General features: G+C 70.0%; 16 protein-coding genes and 1 tRNA gene. 12 read left to right on the top strand and 5 right to left on the bottom strand.

Annotation, left to right across the window (positions count from 1 at the left end; all coding sequences use genetic code 11):
* The 6 genes from ABD932_RS00810 to ABD932_RS00785 all read left to right on the top strand — a co-directional run.
* Positions 1-263 (top strand): hypothetical protein (locus ABD932_RS00810; protein WP_345008021.1); only part of this gene is annotated, 263 nt, incomplete at its 5' end.
* A gap of 47 nt (positions 264-310) precedes the next feature.
* Positions 311-1,597, top strand: coding sequence for an extracellular solute-binding protein (locus ABD932_RS00805; RefSeq protein ID WP_345008019.1), 1,287 nt, complete (start codon positions 311-313; stop codon positions 1,595-1,597).
* Positions 1,598-1,611: 14 nt separating this feature from the next.
* A complete protein-coding gene (locus tag ABD932_RS00800) occupies positions 1,612-2,568 on the top strand; it encodes a carbohydrate ABC transporter permease (RefSeq protein ID WP_345008017.1) in 957 nt (318 codons plus the stop codon).
* Positions 2,565-3,440 carry a carbohydrate ABC transporter permease gene (locus tag ABD932_RS00795; protein ID WP_345008015.1) on the top strand — a complete coding sequence of 292 codons (876 nt, stop codon included), beginning with the start codon at positions 2,565-2,567 and terminating at the stop codon, positions 3,438-3,440. The genes ABD932_RS00800 and ABD932_RS00795 overlap by 4 nt, the downstream gene beginning before the upstream one ends.
* A 10-nt stretch (positions 3,441-3,450) precedes the next feature.
* Entirely contained in the window at positions 3,451-4,065 is a 615-nt protein-coding gene (locus ABD932_RS00790; protein WP_345008013.1) for a hypothetical protein, read from the top strand.
* 95 nt (positions 4,066-4,160) lie between these two features.
* Positions 4,161-6,896, top strand: coding sequence for an exo-rhamnogalacturonan lyase family protein (locus tag ABD932_RS00785; protein WP_345008011.1), 2,736 nt, complete (start codon positions 4,161-4,163; stop codon positions 6,894-6,896).
* A gap of 96 nt (positions 6,897-6,992) precedes the next feature.
* On the opposite strand, the gene ABD932_RS00780 is transcribed toward ABD932_RS00785, so the two are convergent.
* Positions 6,993-9,437: an SCO7613 C-terminal domain-containing membrane protein gene (locus ABD932_RS00780; protein ID WP_345008009.1), complete on the bottom strand. Its 2,445-nt coding sequence runs from the start codon at positions 9,435-9,437 to the stop codon at positions 6,993-6,995.
* Between the two features lie 101 nt (positions 9,438-9,538).
* On the opposite strand from ABD932_RS00780, the gene ABD932_RS00775 reads away from it, so the two are divergent.
* Entirely contained in the window at positions 9,539-10,009 is a 471-nt protein-coding gene (locus ABD932_RS00775) for an SRPBCC family protein (protein ID WP_345008007.1), read from the top strand.
* Between the two features lie 61 nt (positions 10,010-10,070).
* Positions 10,071-10,142: transfer RNA gene (locus ABD932_RS00770), tRNA-Val, on the top strand.
* Positions 10,143-10,204: 62 nt separating this feature from the next.
* Here ABD932_RS00770 and ABD932_RS00765 read toward each other — a convergent pair.
* Positions 10,205-10,930, bottom strand: a complete 726-nt coding sequence (locus ABD932_RS00765; RefSeq protein ID WP_345008005.1) for a 3'-5' exonuclease — start codon at positions 10,928-10,930, stop codon at positions 10,205-10,207.
* 168 nt (positions 10,931-11,098) lie between these two features.
* Here ABD932_RS00765 and ABD932_RS00760 point away from each other — a divergent pair, with 168 nt between their 5' ends.
* The 3 genes from ABD932_RS00760 to thrS all read left to right on the top strand — a co-directional run bounded on the left by ABD932_RS00760 (position 11,099) and on the right by thrS (position 15,304).
* The gene (locus tag ABD932_RS00760; protein ID WP_126390191.1) at positions 11,099-11,665 is read left to right on the top strand and encodes a DUF4365 domain-containing protein; all 567 of its coding nucleotides are present in this window, start codon (positions 11,099-11,101) and stop codon (positions 11,663-11,665) included.
* Positions 11,662-12,891 (top strand): hypothetical protein, encoded by a 1,230-nt coding sequence (locus tag ABD932_RS00755; protein WP_345008003.1) that lies wholly within the window; start codon positions 11,662-11,664, stop codon positions 12,889-12,891. Before ABD932_RS00760 ends, ABD932_RS00755 begins: the two co-directional genes overlap by 4 nt.
* Before the next feature lie 436 nt (positions 12,892-13,327).
* Entirely contained in the window at positions 13,328-15,304 is a 1,977-nt protein-coding gene (thrS, locus tag ABD932_RS00750) for a threonine--tRNA ligase (protein WP_345008002.1), read from the top strand.
* A 37-nt stretch (positions 15,305-15,341) separates the two neighbouring features.
* Here the strand turns inward: thrS and ABD932_RS00745 are convergent, their stop codons facing one another.
* Positions 15,342-16,001: a potassium channel family protein gene (locus ABD932_RS00745; RefSeq protein WP_345008001.1), complete on the bottom strand. Its 660-nt coding sequence runs from the start codon at positions 15,999-16,001 to the stop codon at positions 15,342-15,344.
* Positions 16,002-16,079: 78 nt separating this feature from the next.
* On the opposite strand from ABD932_RS00745, the gene ABD932_RS00740 reads away from it, so the two are divergent.
* Complete coding sequence (locus ABD932_RS00740) at positions 16,080-16,628, top strand: HIT family protein (RefSeq protein ID WP_250085518.1); 549 nt, start codon at positions 16,080-16,082, stop codon at positions 16,626-16,628.
* Between the two features lie 133 nt (positions 16,629-16,761).
* Here the strand turns inward: ABD932_RS00740 and ABD932_RS00735 are convergent, their stop codons facing one another.
* Complete coding sequence (locus ABD932_RS00735) at positions 16,762-18,423, bottom strand: hypothetical protein (protein WP_345008000.1); 1,662 nt, start codon at positions 18,421-18,423, stop codon at positions 16,762-16,764.
* A gap of 207 nt (positions 18,424-18,630) precedes the next feature.
* On the bottom strand, positions 18,631-20,829 hold the full coding sequence (locus ABD932_RS00730; RefSeq protein WP_345007999.1) for an elongation factor G-like protein EF-G2: 2,199 nt from the start codon (positions 20,827-20,829) through the stop codon (positions 18,631-18,633).
* Between the last annotated feature and the right edge of the window lie 190 nt (positions 20,830-21,019).

Here is a 21,019-nt window from a genome sequence, read left to right as displayed (position 1 = left end):
AGTACGTTCGGGCCCGTGTGGTGCACCTTCGCTGCCCCTGCCCGGGCAGGCGAGTTCTGGCCGATCAACAGGCGCGTGCCGATGGCGAGTTCGCGTTCGGCCCGTCGATCACGCGCGTCCCACCTGCGCAGTTGGGTGATCTGGTGCCCGGTTCGTTCTCGACGGGCCGTCAACTTGCCGCGCCGTTCCACAAGAAATTCCTGTCCGAATCATTGACGCACCACGAGGCCCCTCGTAGCTTGTGCCAGCAAGCGCTTACTTGAAACGATTCATGCAGGCGGCAATGACGCTGCGGGGAGGGGGCCCAACCATGGGAACCAGCAGGAATGTTGAGAGGCGTACGATCCTGAAGGCGGCCGGGGCCTCCGCGGCCGCGCTCGGGCTGGGAGCGACCACCGCGTGCGGTGGTGACAGTGGTTCCGGCGACGGGACGGTGACGCTCCGTTACGCGTGGTGGGGCGGCGAGCCGCGCACCATCGCCATCAAGAAGACGATCGCGCTCTTCGAGAAGAAGTACCCGAAGATCAAGATCAAGCCTGAATTCACCGACTACGAGGCGTTCTGGGAGAAGTTCCAGACCCAGGCCTCCGGCGGGAATCCGCCGGACGTTTTCCAGAATGCGGTCGGTTTCCTGCGCAAGTACGACAAGCGCGGTGTTCTGCTGGATCTCAAGACCCAGGCGGACGCCGGGAATCTGAGCCTGGACAACTTCCGCAACGGCGTTCTGGCGAACGGTCAGGTCGACGGCAAGCAGATCGGCATACCCGTCGGCGCCAACACCATGGCGCTCGTCATCGACCTCAAGGCCTTCGAGAAGGCGGGCGTGGAGGCGAAATTCGGCTGGACCTGGGACGAGTACTTCGACGCGCTCCAGACGATCCAGGACAAGCTGAAGATCGCCGGTGACACCGGCTACTGCAGCATCATGTACCTCTACGACCTGTACCTGCGTCAGAACGGCAAGGCCTTCTTCACCGACTCCGATCTCGGTTTCACCGAGGACGATCTGACGCAGTGGTGGGAGGACGGCTACAAGCGCGTGAGATCCGGGCTCATCGCCGACCCGAAGAAGATCGAGCAGGTCAAGCCCAAGTCCGGTCTCTCGGCGGGCCTCGCCGCGTCCGAGTTCACCTGGGACAACTTCTCCATCCGCTACGAGGGCGAGGGCGAGTCGGATTACGGGCTCGCGCCGATCCCCACCATGGACGGCAAGAACACCGGGCAGTACCTCGGCTCGCTGATGCTCAGTGCCTTCTCCGGGACCAAGCACCCCAAGGAAGTCGCCCAGTTCATCGACTTCATGGTCCACGACCCCGAGGTCGGCAAGATCATGGGCTACGACCGCGGCATCCTCGCCACCACCGAGCAGTACGACGCGTTCAAGCCCACCGACGCCAACAACAAGGGCGTCGCGGCCTACGAGGACGAGGTGGCCAAGGCCGAGGTGCTCGGGAAGATCACCCCGCACCCGTCCGGCGCCGATGTCATCGAGGCCGCGTTCCTGCGCCTCGGCGGCGAGGTCACCCAGGGCAAGACCAAGCCGGCCGACGCCGCCAAGGCCCTGTTCAGCGAGGCCAAGGCCGCGTTCGCGGGCTGAGGGGACGTACCACCATGACGCTCGTCAAGGAAGCGCCCGTGCGCCCGGCCGGGAAGCGGTCCGCCGCTCCCGTCGCCGGGCGGCGCGGGCGGCGCCGCGAGAACCTCGCCGGCTATCTCTTCATGTCGCCGTGGATCGCGGGGTTCCTGCTGCTCACGGCGGGGCCGATGATCGCCTCGCTGTACTACGCGTTCACCAGCTACAACCTGTTCACGCCGCCCCAGTGGGTGGGCACGGACAACTTCACGACGATGTTCCAGGACCCGCGCTGGCAGAAGTCGGTCGATGTCACGCTGAAGTACGTCGTCGTGGCCACACCGCTGAAGCTGCTGCTCGCGCTCGGCGTCGCGCTGCTGCTCGCGCAGAAGCGGCGCGGACAGGGCCTGTACCGGGCCGCGTTCTACATGCCCTCGCTGATCGGCGCCAGCGTCTCCGTCGGCTTCGTGTGGCGGGCGCTGTTCTCGGACGACGCGATCGTGGACCGTACGCAGAAGATCTTCGGCCTCGACGTGGGCGGCTGGATCGGCAACCCGGACTACGTCATCTACGCCCTGGTGGCCCTGAGCATCTGGCAGTTCGGCGCGCCCATGGTCATCTTCCTGGCCGGCCTCAAGCAGGTCCCGCAGGAGCTGTACGAGGCCGCCGAGGTGGACGGGGCTGGACCGCTCAGGCGGTTCTGGAACATCACGCTGCCGATGATCTCCCCGGTGCTCTTCTTCAACGTGCTGCTGGAGTCCATCCACGCGTTCCAGGTGTTCGGCTCCGCCTACGTCGTCTCCGACACCCGATGCGGGCCCGCCGACGCCACGCTCGTCTACACCTGTTACCTCTACCAGAAGGGCTTCAAGGAGGCCCAGATGGGCTTCGCCTCCGCGATGGCCTGGACGCTGGTGGTCGCGGTGGCGCTCGTCACGGCGGTCCTGTTCTGGTCGCAGAAGAAGTGGGTGCACTACGAGGAGGCCGCCAAGTGACCAGTGCCACCAGCCCTGCCCTGCACACCGCGAACGAGCGGCGGCGCGTCGGCTCGATCGCCTGGCACGTGGGCGCGCTCGCCGTCCTGGCAGTCGTCCTCTATCCCGTGATCTGGGTGGTCGGCGCCTCGTTCAAGCCGAGCAAGGACATCATCGCCAGCCTCGACCTGCTGCCCACCAAGCCGGTCTGGGCGAACTTCTCCGGCCTCGCCGACGGCATCTCCGGCATCTCCATCAGCAGCTTCTTCTGGAACTCGCTGATGTACGCGGGCCTCGCCGTGGTCGGTGTCGTGCTGTCCAGCTCGCTGACCGCGTACGCCTTCGCCAAGATCCGGTTCGCCGGGCGGAACCTGCTCTTCACGCTGATGATCGGCACGCTGCTGCTGCCGTACCACGTCCTGCTCATCCCGCAGTACGTGCTCTTCCGCAACCTGGAGCTCACCGACACCCTGGTGCCGCTCGTCGCCGGAAAGTTCCTGGCCACGGAAGCCTTCTTCGTGTTCCTGATGGTGCAGTTCATGCGGGGACTGCCGCGCGAGCTGGACGAGGCCGCCAAGCTCGACGGCTGCGGGCACCTGCGCACCTACTGGTCGATCGTGCTGCCGCTGAGCCGGCCCGCGCTCATCACCAGCGCGATCTTCACCTTCATCAACGCCTGGAACGACTTCATGGGGCCGTTGATCTATCTCAACACCCCCGAGAAGTACACCGTCTCGCTCGGCCTGATGATGTTCCGCGACCAGGAGGGCATCTCCAACTACGGAAGCATGATCGCGATGTCGCTGGTGGCACTGGTGCCGGTCATCGCCTTCTTCATGGCCTTCCAGCGCTATCTCATCGACGGTATGGCGACCTCCGGACTGAAGGGCTGAGGCGGTCACCATGGCGCAAGCACGCGTGAAGGCCCGCGCTCCGCGCAAGGAGTCCCGGCGCAAGGAGTCCCTGTTCGGCGAGCGCTTCGCGGTCTTCGCCGAGTGCCTGCTCACCGGCGTGTGGATCGCCGTGGCCTGCCTCGGGGTCGTCACCTACCCGGCCGCCTTCGCCGCCGGCGCACGGCACCTTCGTCGGCGTACGACCCACGAGGGCGGTGGCTGGCGGGAGTTCGTCGCGGACTTCCGTACGGCTGTGCGCGGCGGGTGGGTCGTCGGGCTGGCCGGCTGGGCGGTGGCCGTCGCGGTCTGGGTGGACGTCCTGGCCGCGCGGGCCGGGCTGCCCGGCGGGCCGCTCGTCGGGGCCGTCGGCGTCTTCGCGCTGATCGGGGCCGCCGTGGCCCTGCTGCGGGCGGCCGCCGTCTGGACGCCGGGCGCGGCCTGGCGGGCGTTGCTCGCGGACGCCGGGCGGCGGACCGTGCTCGATCCCGCCGGGACCTTCCTGATCGTCTGCGGGCTGGCTGTCGTGGCCGTGTCCGCCTGGTTCGTCCCGCCGCTGGCGGTCCCCGTCCTGGGCGCCGTCGCGGCGGCGGCCGTCGCCGTGGAGGCGCGCTACCGGCACCGCTGACGGGCGGTGCCCCCGTACCAGGTCGGCGCCCCGGACGTCGTACCTCTCTCTGTCATGCCCCTGACTCCCTGCATTCCGCACGGAAAGGAAAGGCCATGTCCCCCATCCCCCGTAGGTCCATCCTCAAGGCGGCCGCCGTCGCCGGAGCCGCCGCGCAGTTCAGCTGGGCGCTAGGAGCCAAGGACGCGCAGGCCGCGCCAAGAGCCGCCGAAACCGATGCCGACCCCGTGACCCTCGACTGGCTGGAGGACGGCGGTCTCGGTGCCGCGCCCGGTTCCACCGTGGGTGTGCCGTGGCCGAAGGGCGCGTACCAGGAGGACCAGACCTTCGCGCTCACGGACGCCGACGGCAAGGCCGTGCCGGTGCAGTCCTGGCCGCTCGCGTACTGGCCGGACGGCTCCCTCAAGTGGACGGCGCACGCGGTCAGTTCGGGCAACGGCAAGCTCACCCTCACCGCCGGGGAGGCCGCCGCCCCGGCCGAGAAGGTCACCGTCGACCAGAGCGGCCGAGCGATCACCGTCTCGACCGGCGTCATCACGGCGAAGATCGGCAAGTCGGGCGCGACGCTCATCAAGTCGGTCACCCGCGGCTCCACCGAGATCGCCAAGAACGGCCGGCTCGTGCTCATCCGCCAGCCGGAGATCGAGGACGAGGACCAGGGCGCGGTCAGGACCGAGCGCTTCGAGGGAGCCATCTCCGAGGTCACCGTCGAGCAGGAAGGGCCGGTCCGTGCAGTAGTCCGTATCGACGGCAAGCATCGCAAGGGCAACAGGAGCTGGCTTCCGTTCTCGATCCGCCTCTACTTCTACGCCGGCGCCGACTCCTTCCGCATGGTGCACACCATCACGTACGACGGCACCCAGGAGCCGGGCAAGGCGAGCGGCGACTTCATCCGCGGCATCGGCGTGCGCTTCACCGTGCCGATGCGCGACGAGTCGTACGACCGCCACATCCGCATCGGCGGCGAGGGCACCGGCATGCTCCGTGAGGCCGTCAAGGGCATCACCGGACTGCGCCGCGACCCGGGGGCGGCCGTACAGGCGGCGCAGTTCGCGGGGGAGAAGCTGCCCGACCCGTCCACGTGGGACCAGCGGGTGACGTCCCGGCTGCAGTACATCCCCGAGTGGGGCGACTACACGCTCTCCCAGCTCTCGGCCGACGGCTTCACGCTGCGCAAGCGCACCAAGAAGGGCCACGGCTGGATCGGCGCCGGCGGTGGAAAGCGCGCCTCCGGGTTCGGTTACGTCGGTGGCGTCAGCGGCGGCCTCTCCTTCGGGCTGCGGGACTTCTGGGAGAAGTTCCCCGCCCAGCTCGACATCCGCGACGCCCACACCGACGAGGCCGAGGTCACCATGTGGCTCTGGTCGCCGGAGGCGCAGCCCATGGACCTGCGCTTCTATCACGACGGCATGGGCCAGGACACCTACCCCGAGCAGCTCGAAGGCCTCAACATCACCTACGAGGACTACGAGCCGGAGTTCGGCACGCCGTACGGCATCGCCCGCACCTCCGAACTCCTCTTCTGGGCCAACGAGTCCACGCCCTCGGCGCAGGCCCTGGCTCAACAGGTGGAGGCCGTACGGGTGCTGCCGCAGCTCGCCGCCCCGCCCAAGCAGCTCATCAAGGCCCAGGTCTTCGGCCCGGGGCTCTACTCCGAGCCGGACCGCTCCACGCCCGCCAAGGCGAAGATCGAGGACCACCTCGACTTCCTCTTCACCTACTACAAGGACCAGGTGGAGATGCGCCGTTGGTACGGCTTCTGGGACTACGGCGACATCATGCACACCTATGACACCGTCCGGCACCAGTGGCGGTACGACATCGGCGGTTACGCCTGGGACAACTCCGAGCTCTCGCCGGACCTGTGGCTGTGGTTCGCGTACCTGCGCAGCGGCCGCGCGGACATCTTCCGGTTCGCCGAGGCGATGACCCGGCACACGGGCGAGGTCGACGTCTATCACCTGGGGAAGTGGGCCGGGCTCGGCACCCGGCACGGCGTCCAGCACTACGCCGACAGCGCCAAGCAGCAACGCATCGCCAACACCACCTACCGCCGCTACTACTACTTCCTCACCGCCGACGAACGCGTCGGCGACCTCATGCACGCCAACGTCGACTCCGACGAGACATTCCTCGTTCTCGACCCGATCCGCAAGATCCGCACCGAGCCGTACACGCCCGACCGGCACGCGCTGTCGATCGGCTTCGGCACGGACTGGAGCGGGCTCGTCTCGGCGTGGCTGACGGAGTGGGAGCGCAAGGGGCCCAAGTGGGAGAAGGCACGCGCGCGCGTGCTGTCCACGATGGAGACGATCGCCGCCCAGCCCAACGGCTTCGTGCAGGGCAGTGGGCTCTACGACCTCGACACGGGCAAGTTCGCCATCGCCGACAAGCCGGTGGTCGGTGTCTCGCACCTCTCGGCCGTCTTCGGCCTCAACGAGCTGTGCGCCGAACTCATCGACCTCGTCGACATGCCGAAGTTCAACGAGGCGTACTTCGACTACTGCCGCTACTTCAACGCCACGAAGGCCGAGCAGGCGGCGCGCTACGGCTCCAACTTCGGCTCGCTGCTGCTCTTCCAGGGCCACTCGCGCCTCGACGCGTACGCCGCCGTCCAGACCGGTGACGCGAAGCTCGCCACACGCGCGTGGGAGAAGTTCTACAACTCCGACGGCTACAAGGAGTCCGCGCCCTGGAAGACGGAGGAGCTGAGCGGGCCGGCTTCGCTGGTGCCGGGCAGCGAAGCGGCTTGGGTGTCTACGAATGACACCTCGCTGTACGGGCTTGCCGCGATCGAGAACCTTGCGTTGCTGGGGGATCGAATGCCATAGGGATAGGCTCGTGGGGAACTGCGGGACCGTCGTGGCTGGTCGCGCCCCGCGGCGGAGCCGCACATCGATACAGCCCCGCACCCCTTACGGGGCGCTTCAGTGCATGTTCCCCAGGAAGTCCCGCATCTTTCGGGCGTCTCTCAGGCGTTGTTCGTAGGTTGCCCCGAGCGCGAGCAGCAGCAGGCCGGCGAGGGCCGGCGGCACCCAGCGGGGGAGCGCGTCGGTCACCTGCGCGATGTACGGGGCGAGTTCGTGCAGGGCGTCCAGGGCGAGCACCGTGCCGCCGAGCAGCAGGGGCGCCTGGAGGTGGTGCCCGGCGCCCAGCAGGGTGACCGACAGGGCGGCGAGGCCCAGCAGCAGCGGGCGTGTCCAGTCCGGGTCGCCCCAGGCCGTGAGGAGGCTCGGCACGAGGGTGGCGGCGAGTCCGGGGCCGTACGCCGTCCAGGAGGAGGCCTCGGGATCGCGGCGCCTGGCCAGGGCGCCGACGAGCAGGGCCGGGACGGTGACCGGCAGCGTGTACGCCTCGGGCGTCGAGATGTCCCAGGCCGCCAAGCGTACCCAGGTGGCCAGGACGAAGAGCGCGGCGGAGGCGTACGCGACAGGGCGGCGGTCGGGGCGGATCGCCGTACCGGCGGTGATCACACCGCAGAGCGCCAGGACCAGGGCGATCACCGGCAGGTCGGCCGAGACCGCGGCCAGTCCGACCGCGAGCAGTGCCGCGATCGCGCCCGCCACCTCGACCGGGACCGTCGCCCGAGCGTCACCGAGCCGTGCCGCGAGCAGGGCCGCCGCGACCGGGACCGCCAGGACCAGCAGGGCGGTGTACTGGGGCTGCCAGTCGGCCGCGGCACCTGTCGCGCAGGCGAGCATGGCGGCGTACGCGAGTGAGGCCGGCGCCGTGACCGGGGCGAGGTGCGGTTTCCAGGAGGCCGCCGCGAAGAGTGCCGTCAGCGTGGAGAGCACGGCGAGGGTCGCGGGCTCGGTGGTCAGGGAGAGGAAGGCGAGGCTGAGGGAGGTGAGGAGGGCGAGGACCATGGCGGTCGGGCCGGGAGCCGGGAATCCGACAGCGGTGGGTACCGCCGTGGCGGTTGCCGAGGGCTCCTCCGTCGCCGCCCGCGGGCGCTCGGACGGGCGGATCCACGCGGCTGCCGCCAGGGGTCCCGCGGTCGTGATCCCGAACGCCACCAGGCCTGCAGCGTAGGGGACTTCGAGCACCACCGGAAGAACCAGCGCCGTCGCCCACGCCAGCACCAGCACACCGGTCAGGGCCCGAGGCCGCCAGACCGTGTCGCGCACCGCGAGGAGCAGCACGACGGCGACGGCCGCCAGGACTACGGGCACCGCCTGGGCGTCGGGCGGCCACGGCGCATCCGCCGCCACCGCTTCACGCAGGTCGCCGGGCGCCCCGGACCACACCTGCTCCGCCCACGCGACCGGGCCCAGCAGCGCGATCGCGACCGAGGGCAACGTCCACAACAGGGCAAGCCCCTGTACGGCGGCGGAGGCCCGGGCGAGCCCGAGCCGTACCGTCTCCGGCTGCCGGTCCACCCGTACCGCCGCGAGCAGCGCGACCCCGCACGCCAGATACGCCAGAACCGTCCAGGCGTCCGGCAGCACGGACCGGGCCGTGCCGCCGAGCGCGGCGACCGTGAGGAGGCCGGCGGCGACGGTGAGGCCGACCGCCTGCTTCCCGGCGGCCTCCCGCCGGGCCGCCGTCAGGGCGACGCCCGCGGCGAAGAGGAGGAGCGCCGCCGCACGGGCGGCGGCGCTCGGGCCGGTGGCCGTCCAGGACAGCCAGCCGGCGGCCCACACACCCCAGGCGCCCAAGCCGTACGCACCGACCGCGGCGGTGATCCGTACGGACCTCGTGGGCACCCGGAGCGCCACACCCGTGTCGAACCCGGCCGTCACGAGCACGGCGGCCGTGAGCCCGTACAGGCCCGCGTCGGCCGCCACCGCCCACAGGGCGAGGGGGAGTTGGGCGGCGGCCAGTGCGGCGGGCAGGGGCAGACGCAGCCCGGGGGTACGCGGCAACAGGCCGTACGCCGTCCACAGGGCAGCCAGTACCGCCGAAGCGGCCGCGACATAGCCGGTGGCGTCCACATCGAGCGACGTGACCTGGCGCACCGCGTACGCGTCGAGCACGGTCAGCGCGAGCCCGATCCCCGCCACCGACTCGGCCGTCGACCGCAGCCCGCGCTTCAGCAGCGGCACCGGCGCGGCGAGCACCGTCACCGTGACCCCGCCGAGCACCAGGGCACGCCCGACGATCCCCAGGTGTCCCCAGCTGACCAGCGTGAACGCCATCGCGGCGATGGTGAGCAGGACAGCGCCGAGCACCAGCAGGACGTTCTGGACCCGGGGTGCCGAGGCCTCGGGGCGGGGCGGTGCGCCCGGCGCCGGGGCCGGCCGGGCAGCCGCTTGCAGCGCGGTGACCAGCCAGGCTCGGCGATGCAGCAACTGGGCGCGGCGGGCGTCCAGTTGGCGCAGCTCAAGGTCGAGGAGCCGCAACTCCTCGGCCGGTGGCGGAAAGTGCGTCATGCCTGGAGTGTGGGCCGCGTCACGTCGTACGGCATGAGTGCGCGTACTCAGAACGTACTCAGGTACCGCTCAAACCCGCCGATCGGGGGCAGACTCGGCCCATGGACTGGAGCCACTACCGCTTCCGCAGCCTGTGGGCACTGCCCGCGCCTCCCGCCGCCGTCTACGACCTGCTGGAACAGGCCGAGGACTACCCCCGCTGGTGGCCGCAGGTGCGCAAGGTGACCAAACTCAGTGACACCACCGGCGTGATCACGATCCGCTCCGTCCTGCCGTACGACATGGTCTTCACCGCACGCGAGGTGCGCCGGGACCGGGAAGGCGGGGTCCTGGAGATCGCCATGTCCGGTGACATCGACGGCTGGGCGCGTTGGACGCTCACTCCGCACGGCGGCGGCAGTCTGGCCCGCTACGACCAGGTCGTCGACGTGAACAAGCCGCTGCTGCGGCGGTTCGCCGTGCCGGGGCGGCCGGTCTTCCGGGCCAACCACTGGCTGATGATGCGCGCCGGGCGGCGCGGACTGATGGCGTACTTGGCCGGCGGTCAGCAAAGCGGCCATCAAGCGGATTGAAGGACGGCCATCAGCGGTTTGAAGGAAACGCGCGGGGACCTGTATTGTTCAGTCCGTTCCCGGGCGATTAGCTCAGTGGGAGAGCGCTTCGTTCACACCGAAGAGGTCACTGGTTCGAACCCAGTATCGCCCACCGGGAAAGGCCGGTCCGCAGTAGCGGACCGGTCTTTTTGTGTCGTGGCGGACCCTGTTCCTTCATGCCGCCGCCGGCAGGTCCGGACGCAGGGGCCACGCCGGGTCCACCGCCTCCTCGCTGCCGCTGCGGGCGAACCACGCCTGCAGGCCGCGGGCCTGTGCCGCGTGCCACACCGCCTGCAGGGTGTGGAGTTCGGCGGCCGACAGTCGCTCCAGGCGAGCGGCGAAACGGCGCCCCACCGCCCGGACGACCTCCAGCGAGGCCAGTGCGTCCGCCCCCGCGTCATGCGCGCCGTCCAGCGTGACGCCGTAGTGCGCGCACAGGTCGGTCAGGGTGCGGCGACCTTTGCGGTAGCGGTCCAGATGCTTGTCGAGGACGCGTGGGTCGAGCACCAGCATGGGTGTCGTCTCGAACCAGTGGTCCAGCGACGACGCCCTATGGCGGCGCAACTCGCGGTCCAGCAGCGTCAGATCGAACGGCGCGTTCATCACCACTATCGGCCGGCCCACCGCCGCCTGTGCGGCCAGCTCCTCGACTATCTCCTGCATCACCGGCGCAGGCCAGCGGCCGTTGCGCTGAAGATGTTCCTCCGTCAGTCCGTGCACCGCCGTCGCCGCCTCCGGCACCGGCACACCCGGGTTCACCAGCCACCGCGTCGCCCGCGGCCGGCTGCCCGGAGCGTCCTGGACGACGACGGCCGCCGAAACGATCCGGTCGGTCTCGACGTCCACGCCTGTCGTCTCCGTGTCGAATGCCGCCAGCGGGCCCTCATACCAGCACGCCATATCCACACAACCCCTCGTTCACCCACGGCAGCTGACGTACCGTCTTCTGCCCGTTTGGTGATACCCGGGCCGTTTGCGCCGTACGCCGGAAGGACACAACAGGAGTGCGGGTCTTTGCAGTTCAGCGGCCCGGTACGGGGATTCACCTGGCGTGGAAGGCTGTTCGTCATGGCGATAGCGCAGCCCGAGCGGGGCGGGCTGCTGCCCGAACGCACGGGCCCCCATCGCGGTTCACTCGCCACTACCGCCTGCATGGAGACACTGCAGGTGGGCTATCTGCACGCCGTCGCGGCGGCGTCCGGATGCTCGCTGTCCCAACCCTTTCCGGACAACGGCATCGACTGGCACGTCAGCCACAGCGCGCCCGGCCACACGGTCGACGACGAGGTCACCATCAAGGTCCAGCTCAAGGCGACGTACCAGCTCGCGCCGAACCCTCCCGGCCGCTTCTTCTCGTTCACGCTCGACAACGACCACCTGGCGAAGCTCGCCCGCACCCCGGTCTCGGTGCACAAGATCCTGGTCGTGATGATCGTTCCGCGCTCCCAGGAGCAGTGGCTGCGGGCCGGCCACGACCGGCTCGATCTGCGGCACTGCTGCTACTGGGTCAACCTGGCCGGACACCCGATCACCGGGCGGCGCCGCACCACCGTGCGGATACCGACCTCACGCATCTTCGACGACCGGGCGCTCTGCGAGATCATGACGCGGGTCGGGACGGGAGGAAAACCGTGACGCATCGCCCCCTGGAGGAGCCGGTACGTCCCGTGCGGCCGCACCCGGTCGACGCGTCCTGGGACCGTCCCCCCGAGCCCGGCGAGGTCGACCCCGCCGTGCTCAGCGCCCTGCTGCTCCGGCACGGCTGGCAGCGGCGCGGGGGAGCGGCGGGGCGCTACGGCCGCTGGACCCCGCCGGGGCCGGGCGGCGGCGGCACGAGTCTGCTCGTCCCCGAGTCGCGTGCCTTCCCCGACAGCGACGACCTGCTCGGCGAGGCGCTCGTCGCCCTGTCCCGCAGCGGTATGCCCTCCGCGCGCGAGGTGCTGGTCGGGCTCGCCGTGCCCAGCGACGAGGTCCGATGGTGGCGGGACGCCCCGAGCGGGCCGGTCGGGGCCGCGCCCTGGACCGTCGAGGAGGAACTGCGCACCGCCGCCCGCCAGATGCTCCTCGCCGCGGCGCTCGCCACGCGCGCGCGTGCCGGCTACTACGGCGCCCGGCACCGTCGCTCGGCCGCCGCGATGCTGGAGAGCGTGCTCGTCGGCGCCGCGTCGGGCGGCCGCGGCCTCACCGCCTTCGTGCCCGTCGGCACCGGGCGCCCGCTCGCCGTACGCCTCCACCAGGCGCTGTACGCCGCCCGCGAGGCCATCGACTACCAGCGGGCCACCGGCGGCATGGACGCCTTCGACGGCGCCGTCGAGGCGGGCGTCAGCCGCGAGCTCACCGAGGCCCTGATCGCCCTCGTGCGCGGTACGGAGGGCGCGCGCATCGCCGTCGAGTGGGCGCCCGCCGCCGGGGTGCCCGGGGACTGCGCGGCCGGCGTCGAGCCCGTCGAGTTCTCGCCGGGCGACCTGCCCGTGCTGCGCGAGGCCGGGGCCCGCTATTCGCGCGAGGAGCCGTCCGTGCCGGTCAGGATCACGGGCGCCGTCGTACGGATGCGCAGGTCGGGGCCGCGCGGGGAGGGCACCGTACGGCTACGCGTGATCGCGGGTGCCGAGGTGCCGTACGTCCGGCTGACGCTGGACGAGGAGGCGTACCGCATAGCCGGTCACGCCCACCTCGTCGGGCTGCCGGTGCGGGTGCACGGGCGCCTGGAGAGCCGGGGCGGCTTCCGCAAGCTCAGCGGGGCCTCCGGCGTCGTACCGGTACAGGTGGACGAGGCCGAGCGGGACCGGCTGATGAAGTCGCTCCAGGAGGACCTGGACTTTTTTGAGGAGGCTTGCGGCGGGGAGGACGGCGGGGACTGAAGGGCCGGTAGGAGGGACGGGCGAGGGACTCGGTGGCCTGAGCCGCCGGGGCGGCGAGAGCCAGGCGAGGCAGGATTGCAGGGCGAGGCCTTGCAGCTGGTGTGCCGAATATCTGGCTCGGTCGCCTACGGGGCGCCACATGCCGGTGTCGAGAGCACGACCGTGCTCGACCCTTCGGGCCTCCGCGCGCTCGTGCTCTCGACACCGGCGCGCCCCTCCGGCTCCCTCGCGGCCGGTGTCGTGGGGGCAGTGGCTGTTGGTGGGCCCTTGCTCGGCGTTGGTGTGGGCCGGCGGGCCCGGGGGAGCTCTGTGCAGGGGCAGTGGGCGGGGCGTCCTCGGTGACCGTTTCGCGGTCAGCCGTCCGGGGTCGGTACGATCGCGTAATGCGCGCGCTCCTGGTATGGCGCCGCGATCCACCTTCAGTCAGGAGAGACCGGTGTCAGACGTCCGTGTGATCATCCAACGCGATTCCGAGCGGGAAGAGCGCGTGGTGACGACGGGCACTACGGCCGCCGACCTCTTCGCCGGCGAGCGCTCGATCATCGCCGCGCGCGTGGGCGGCGAGCTCAGGGATCTGTCGTACGTGCTCGCAGAGGGCGAGGAGGTCGAGGGGGTCGAGATCTCCTCCGAGGACGGTCTCAACATCCTGCGCCACTCGACCGCGCACGTGATGGCGCAGGCCGTGCAGGAGCTCTTCCCCGAGGCCAAGCTGGGCATCGGCCCGCCGGTCAAGGACGGCTTCTACTACGACTTCGACGTCGAGAAGCCGTTCACGCCCGAGGATCTCAAAGCCATCGAGAAGAAGATGCAGGAGATCCAGAAGCGGGGGCAGAAGTTCGCCCGCCGTGTCGTCACCGACGAGGCCGCCCGCGAGGAGCTCGCCGCCGAGCCCTACAAGCTGGAGCTGATCGGCCTCAAGGGCTCCGCGTCCAGCGACGACGGCGCGGACGTCGAGGTCGGCGTCGGCGAGCTGACGATCTACGACAACCTGGACGCCAAGACCGGCGACCTGTGCTGGAAGGACCTCTGCCGCGGTCCCCACCTGCCGTCGACCCGCGCGATCCCGGCGTTCAAGCTGATGCGCAACGCGGCCGCCTACTGGCGCGGCAGCGAGAAGAACCCGATGCTCCAGCGCATCTACGGCACCGCCTGGCCGTCGAAGGACGAGCTCAAGGGCTACCTCGACTTCCTCGCCGAGGCCGAGAAGCGCGACCACCGCAAGCTGGGCAACGAGCTCGACCTGTTCTCCATCCCGGAGCAGATCGGCTCCGGCCTCGCGGTCTTCCACCCCAAGGGCGGCATCGTCCGCCGCGTGATGGAGGACTACTCGCGCCGCCGCCACGAGGAAGAGGGCTACGAGTTCGTCTACACCCCGCACGCGACGAAGGGGAAGCTCTTCGAGACGTCCGGGCACCTGGACTGGTACGCCGAGGGCATGTACCCGCCCATGCAGCTCGACGAGGGCGTGGACTACTACCTCAAGCCCATGAACTGCCCGATGCACAACCTGATCTTCGACGCGCGCGGGCGTTCCTACCGTGAACTGCCGCTGCGCCTCTTCGAGTTCGGGACCGTGTACCGGTACGAGAAGTCCGGCGTCGTGCACGGCCTCACGCGTGCGCGTGGCTTCACCCAGGACGACGCGCACATCTACTGCACGCGCGAGCAGATGTCGGAGGAGCTCGACAAGACGCTCACCTTCGTCCTCGGCCTGCTGCGCGACTACGGCCTGACCGACTTCTACCTGGAGCTGTCCACCAAGGACCCGGAGAAGTTCGTCGGCTCCGACGAGGTCTGGGAGGAGGCGACCGAGACGCTGCGCCAGGTCGCCGAGAAGCAGGGCCTGCCCCTGGTTCCGGACCCGGGTGGCGCCGCCTTCTACGGCCCGAAGATCTCCGTCCAGACCAAGGACGCCATCGGCCGCACCTGGCAGATGTCGACCATCCAGCTCGACTTCAACCTGCCGGAGCGCTTCGACCTGGAGTACACCTCCGCGGACGGCTCCAAGCAGCGTCCGGTCATGATCCACCGCGCGCTGTTCGGCTCCATCGAGCGGTTCTTCGCGGTGCTCCTGGAGCACTACGCGGGCGCCTTCCCGGCGTGGCTGGCCCCGGTCCAGGCGATCGGCATCCCGATCGGCGACGGGCACGTGGACTACCTGGAGAAGTTCGCCGCGGCCGCCAAGAAGAAGGGCCTGCGGGTCGAGGTCGACTCGTCTTCGGACCGTATGCAGAAGAAGATCCGCAACGCCCAGAAGCAGAAGGTGCCCTTCATGGTCATCGCGGGCGACGAGGACATGGCCAACAACGCCGTCTCCTTCCGCTACCGCGACGGCTCGCAGGAGAACGGCATCGCGTTCGACGAGGCCATCGCGAAGATCGCGAAGGTGGTCGAGGAGCGGACGCAGGTCTGAGCCGACGGCGCGTGCCTGTCGAAGGCCCTCGAGGAGCTCAGCTTCCCGGGGGCCCTTCGTCGTCCTCCACGGAGAACACCTGCAGCAGCCACGAGGCGAAGGTGCCGGTCACGGCGCCGAGCAGGCCCAGCCCCACGGCCATGATCCCGACGGCGACCACCCGCCCGCGCTCGGTGACGGGGGTGATGTCGCCGTATCCGACCGTGGCGAGGGTCGAGCAGGTGAACCACACGGCGTCCCCGAAGGTCCGCATGTTCGCGCCCGGCGCCCCGCGTTCCTGCTGGAAGACGGCGAGGGCACCGGTGAAGCCGAGCAGCAGGCTGGCCATCCCGGCGTAGACGATCACACGCGCGTGCAGGCTGAGGCGGGGCCGCCCGTGTCGGTGCTGGACGGCCTCGTACATCTTCACGATCCGCAGGGGCCGCAGCAGCGGCAGCACCAGCACCACGGTGTCCAGCGGATGCCGCCGTACGAAGCCCAGCCGCTGCCCGCTGAGCCGCCAGCACACGGCGTAGTCGACGCCGAACAAGGTCCAGGCGGTGAACGTCAGCGCGAGGCAGAGATCGAGCGCGGGCTCCGGCAGATGATCATGGCCCAGCACGCGCACCGCGTACGAAACGAGAAAGATCAACGACGCCAAGACGAGCGGAACCTCGGTGTGCTCCTGCCAGCGGGCCAAACGACTGTCATCGTCCACCGGCCCAGCTTGGCCCGGGCCGACCGGGTGCGAGCCCCGGCGACACGCCACGAACGGACGAAGCCATATGCTGCACGCATGACGAGTGAGCCGGAGCAGCAGTGGGGAGTGGGGATCCAGGACGCGTTCCAGCGCCTGTGGACGCCCCATCGGATGGCGTACATCCAGGGTGAGAACAAGCCGACCGGCCCCGGAGCCGACGACGGCTGCCCCTTCTGCTCGATCCCGGCCAAGTCCGACGAGGACGGGCTGATCGTCAAGCGCGGTGAGCAGGTGTACGCGGTTCTCAACCTCTACCCGTACAACGGCGGCCACCTCATGGTCGTGCCCTACCGCCACGTCGCCGACTACACCGACCTCACCGAGCCGGAGACCGTCGAGCTCGCCGCCCTGACCAAGCAGGCGATGACGGCCCTGCGCACTGCCTCCGGCGCCCACGGCTTCAACATCGGCATGAACCAGGGCACGGTCGCCGGCGCCGGCATCGCGGCCCACCTCCACCAGCACATCGTCCCGCGCTGGGGCGGCGACACGAACTTCATGCCCGTCGTGGGGCATACGCGGGTGCTGCCGCAGCTGCTGGCGGACACGCGGAAGATGCTGGCGGAGGTCTGGCCGACGGTCTGATCAACCAGCCCGTCCGGCGTTTGAGGACGAGGCCGTTCAGGCCGAGGGGGGGCTGGGGGCACAGCCCCCAGGGGCGATCACCCAGACCCACCACGCTGCTCAACCGCCGGAGGCCTACGCGTCCGCCGGAGGCCTACGCGTCGTAGACGTCTGCCTTCCGGGGCGACGGATCCTGCACCGCCGTACTCAGGAACGCCGACCGCGTACCGAACTTCTCGGTGTCCACGCCGTTCTCCTCCAGCACCTTGATCGCCGAGGCATGCACCACCCGCAGTACCGGCGTGGCCGCCCGCAACGCGTCGTCGGCCATGAACCGATGCCGCCACGGCTGATCCGCCCACGCATGCCGCAGCCCGAACGGCTCGGGAAGTCCTATCGTCCCGCCGAGCCAGTTGAGCAGCGGCGGATACCAGGAGATCGGGGCGCGGACCGCCAGCCGTACCACCTCGTCGCTGTTGACCAGCGGAAGCTTGACCTTGCGGGTCTCCCACGGCTTCAGCGACTTGGTGACCTCCTTGGTCGGCGCCTCGGGCTTCTCCTGGAAGAGGCCGTTCACCGGACCGAGGGCGTGCCCGGTCACCTCGATGCGCAACGTCTCGTGCAGCACGGTCACCGTGATCAGCATGGTGATGATCAACTGCCCGTCCCAGAGCGTCCACTGGACGCCCAGGTAGTGCCGGTCACCGCTGCCGAACTGCTGCTTGTTGCAGATGTCCTGTATCGCGTGCGACTTGACCTGGTACGCCTCGACGTCCGTGCCCTCCGGCCGGGACACCGCCTTCGCGCCCTCGGCGATCGGCGTGACGACCCAGTGCCGTATCGAAGGCTTGGGAAAACCACCCGTGTTGAGCGGACCGCGCTCCAGCATGCGCAACTGGTCGTGGATCGAGCGGATGACGTCCCAACTGCGGAAGGGGTGGATCTCTCGGGTCGCGTCGGCCGGCACCAGGTCCTCGGCCAGTTGCCAGCTTCCCCAGCGCGTGCCCATGCCGAGTATTCCCTTGGGCCCGGCGTAGAACACGGAGTTGGACTGCTGCTCGGCGCTCAACTTGGCGAGGGACTGGCGCAGTTGCTCGGCCTGCGTCTCGGTGGGGCTGGTCGGCACCGCCTCCGGGACCTTCGCGCCGACGCTGCTGCCGGCCAGCAGACTGTCCCACCGCTCCCGCAGGTCCCTGGCGGTGCGCTCGCAGACCTGCTTGGCCCAGAACCAGCCGACCACGGGCATGAGGACCGAGGCTCGCGCGTACCAGGCCCAGAAGCCGGTGAACGGCATGCGGAGCAGGAAGATCACGGCGAGCGCGCCCACCGCGACGAGCAGCGCCGAGGCGAGCGCCCCGCCCCGCTTCTCGTCCCGTTTGACGATGGTGGTGCGCAGTTGGAAGACCAGCAGCCACACCAGCAGGCCGGGCAGGAACAGCACGCCGCAGATCACCATGATGGCGCTGAGCATCCGGTCGCGGGCCTTGCGGATGTTGTTGGCGGCCAGGCAGTGCTCGACGACGACCTGCGGTTCGGTGCCGAAGGACTGGATCAAGGGCTTGCGGCCGCTGCCGAGCATGCGGTCGACCACGGCCCGTGAGAAGGCCTCACCCAGGTTGGGGCGGAAGAGCTTCGCCCAGCTGCGGCCCGCCTTGACGTCGGTCTTGTGCCATTCGTTGTCGGCCTTCTTGATGTCCTCGTACGGATTGTCCCGGTACGCCGCCGAGGCCAGCGCGTACGTCGCCGTCTGCCCCTCGCCGGCCGTGCGAGGCACCTGCGGACCGAAGATGTCCGCGTAACCGCTCTCAACGGTCATTCCCGCCCCCGATCGCCGCACTGTCGCTTCTGCGGCCTTTCCCGACTTCCGTACTGCGCACACCTGTTGATCAGTGATCAGCGTATCCCCAGCCACCGACAATCGTCGGCGGACGGCCCAAAGCCGCCCGCCGACGCGGAGGGGGAGCGTTCCGCAAAAGCTGTTCGTCGGCGTCGGAAAACGCCACTTTGTTGCGCCCGGCGCCAACTACGAGGCGTCGCGCGTCTCTTCACGAATCCTTTCCGCGACCTGCGGCGGCATCGGCTCGTGCCGCGCGTAGGAACGGCTGAAGCGTGCGGTGCCGTGCGACAGCGACCTGAGATCGACGGCGTACCGGCCGATCTCGATCTCGGGCACCTCGGCCTTGATGAGTGTGCGGCCACCGCTGGTCTGCTCGGTGCCGAGGACGCGGCCGCGCCGCCCGGACAGGTCGCTCATCACGGCGCCGACGTAGTCGTCACCGACGAGGACGGCCACCTCGGCCACCGGCTCCAGCAGATGGATCTTCACGTCGGCCGCCGCCTCCCGCAGCGCGAGCGCGCCGGCCGTCTGGAACGCGGCGTCGGAGGAGTCCACGGAGTGCGCCTTGCCGTCGAGCAGGGTGACCCGGATGTCGACGAGGGGGTAGCCGGCCGCGACTCCCTTGGCCGCCTGGGCCCGTACGCCCTTCTCCACCGACGGGATGAACTGCCGGGGCACCGCGCCGCCGACGACCTTGTCGACGAACTCGATGCCCGAGCCGCCCGGCAGCGGCTCCACCTCGATCTCGCAGATGGCGTACTGCCCGTGCCCACCGGACTGCTTCACATGCCGGCCGCGGCCCGCCGACCTGCTCGCGAACGTCTCCCGTAGGGAGACCCTGTGCGGCACGACGTCGACCTGCACGCCGTAGCGGCTGCGGAGCCGTTCGAGGGCGACGTCCGCGTGCGCCTCGCCCAGGGCCCACAGCACCACCTGGTGGGTGGCCTGGTTCTGTTCGAGCCGCATGGTCGGGTCCTCGGCGACCAGCCGGGACAGGCCCTGCGACAGCTTGTCCTCGTCCGCCTTGCTGTGCGCCTGGATGGCGAGCGGCAACAGCGGGTCCGGCATCTGCCAGGGCTCCATCAGGAGCGGGTCGTCCTTGGCCGACAGCGTGTCGCCGGTCTCCGCACGGCTCAGCTTCGCCACGCACGCGAGGTCACCGGCGATGCAGTGGCTGAGTGTGCGCTGCTGTTTGCCGAAGGGCGCGGACAGGGCGCCGATCCGCTCGTCGACGTCGTGGTCCTCGTGGCCGCGGTCCTCCAGCCCGTGGCCGGAGACGTGCACCGTCTCGTCGGGGCGCAGGGTGCCGGAGAAGACGCGCACCATCGACACCCGGCCGACGTAGGGGTCGGACGCCGTCTTGACGACCTCCGCGACCAGCGGCCCGTCCGGATCGCACAGCTTCAGCTCGCGCGGCTTTCCGTCCACGGTGGTGACCCGGGGCGCCTCGCGTTCCAGCGGAGTCGGGAAGCCCCGCGTGATCAGCTCCAGCACCTCGACCGTGCCGAGGCCCTGCCGGCCGCCGTCGAACGCGGGAGCGGCGGCCAGGACGGGGAAGAACGTGCCGCGCGCGACGGCCCGCTCCAGGTCCTCGATCAGCGTCTTGACGTCGACCTGCTCGCCGCCCAGATACCGGTCCATGAGGGTCTCGTCCTCGCTCTCCGCGATGATCCCCTCGATCAGCCGGTTGCGGGCCTCCTCGAGCTCCGGCAGCTGGTCCTCGCCCGGCTCGGACTCCTTGCGCTCACCGGAGGCGTAGTCGAACAGCTTCTGCGACAGCAGCCCGGTCAGACCGGTCACGGGCGCGTGCCCGTCCGGGCCCTGCGGGCCGTGCAGCGGCAGATACAGCGGGAGCACGGCATCGGGGTCGTCCCCGCCGAAGGCCTCCGCACAGATCCGCGTCATCTCCTCGTAGTCGGCCCGGGCGGCCTCCAGGTGCGTGACGACGATCGCGCGCGGCATGCCGACGGCCGCGCACTCCTCCCACACCATGCGGGTCGAGCCGTCCACGCCGTCCGAGGCGGAGACGACGAAAAGGGCCGCGTCCGCCGCTCGCAGACCGGCCCTGAGTTCCCCGACGAAGTCGGCGTATCCGGGGGTGTCCAGAAGGTTGACCTTGATGCCGTCCCATTCGACCGGCACCAGGGAGAGCTGCACCGAGCGTTGCTGCCGGTGCTCGATCTCGTCGTAGTCGGAGACGGTGCCGCCGTCCTCCACACGGCCCGCCCGGTTCACTGCCCCCGCGGTGAGCGCGAGAGCTTCCACCAGAGTCGTCTTGCCCGATCCGGAGTGGCCGACCAGCACCACATTCCGTACGGACGCGGGGTGGTCGGCCGCTGTAGCCCTGCCGGCGGCTCCGGGGTGTGCGTTCGCCTTGTCGCCCATGATCCTGCCTCCCGTGCACGGTGAGGTCACTGTGGGCGCGGACATGCGGATCCGCGTGCGATGGCGGCTCCGGTGACGCCCGCGGTCCTTCGAGCTTTCCACTCCCGTCACGGTGCGTCCATACGGCAGACGTGATCGCGCCGTCCGACCGTGGTGGACCGAGCCGCCCGAGCCCTGTACGAGTGCCCGG

The organism is Streptomyces shaanxiensis (assembly GCF_039537145.1).
In the GTDB taxonomy this organism is placed as follows: Bacteria; Actinomycetota; Actinomycetes; order Streptomycetales; family Streptomycetaceae; genus Streptomyces; species Streptomyces shaanxiensis.
This window is presented reverse-complemented; position numbering and strand designations above follow the sequence as displayed.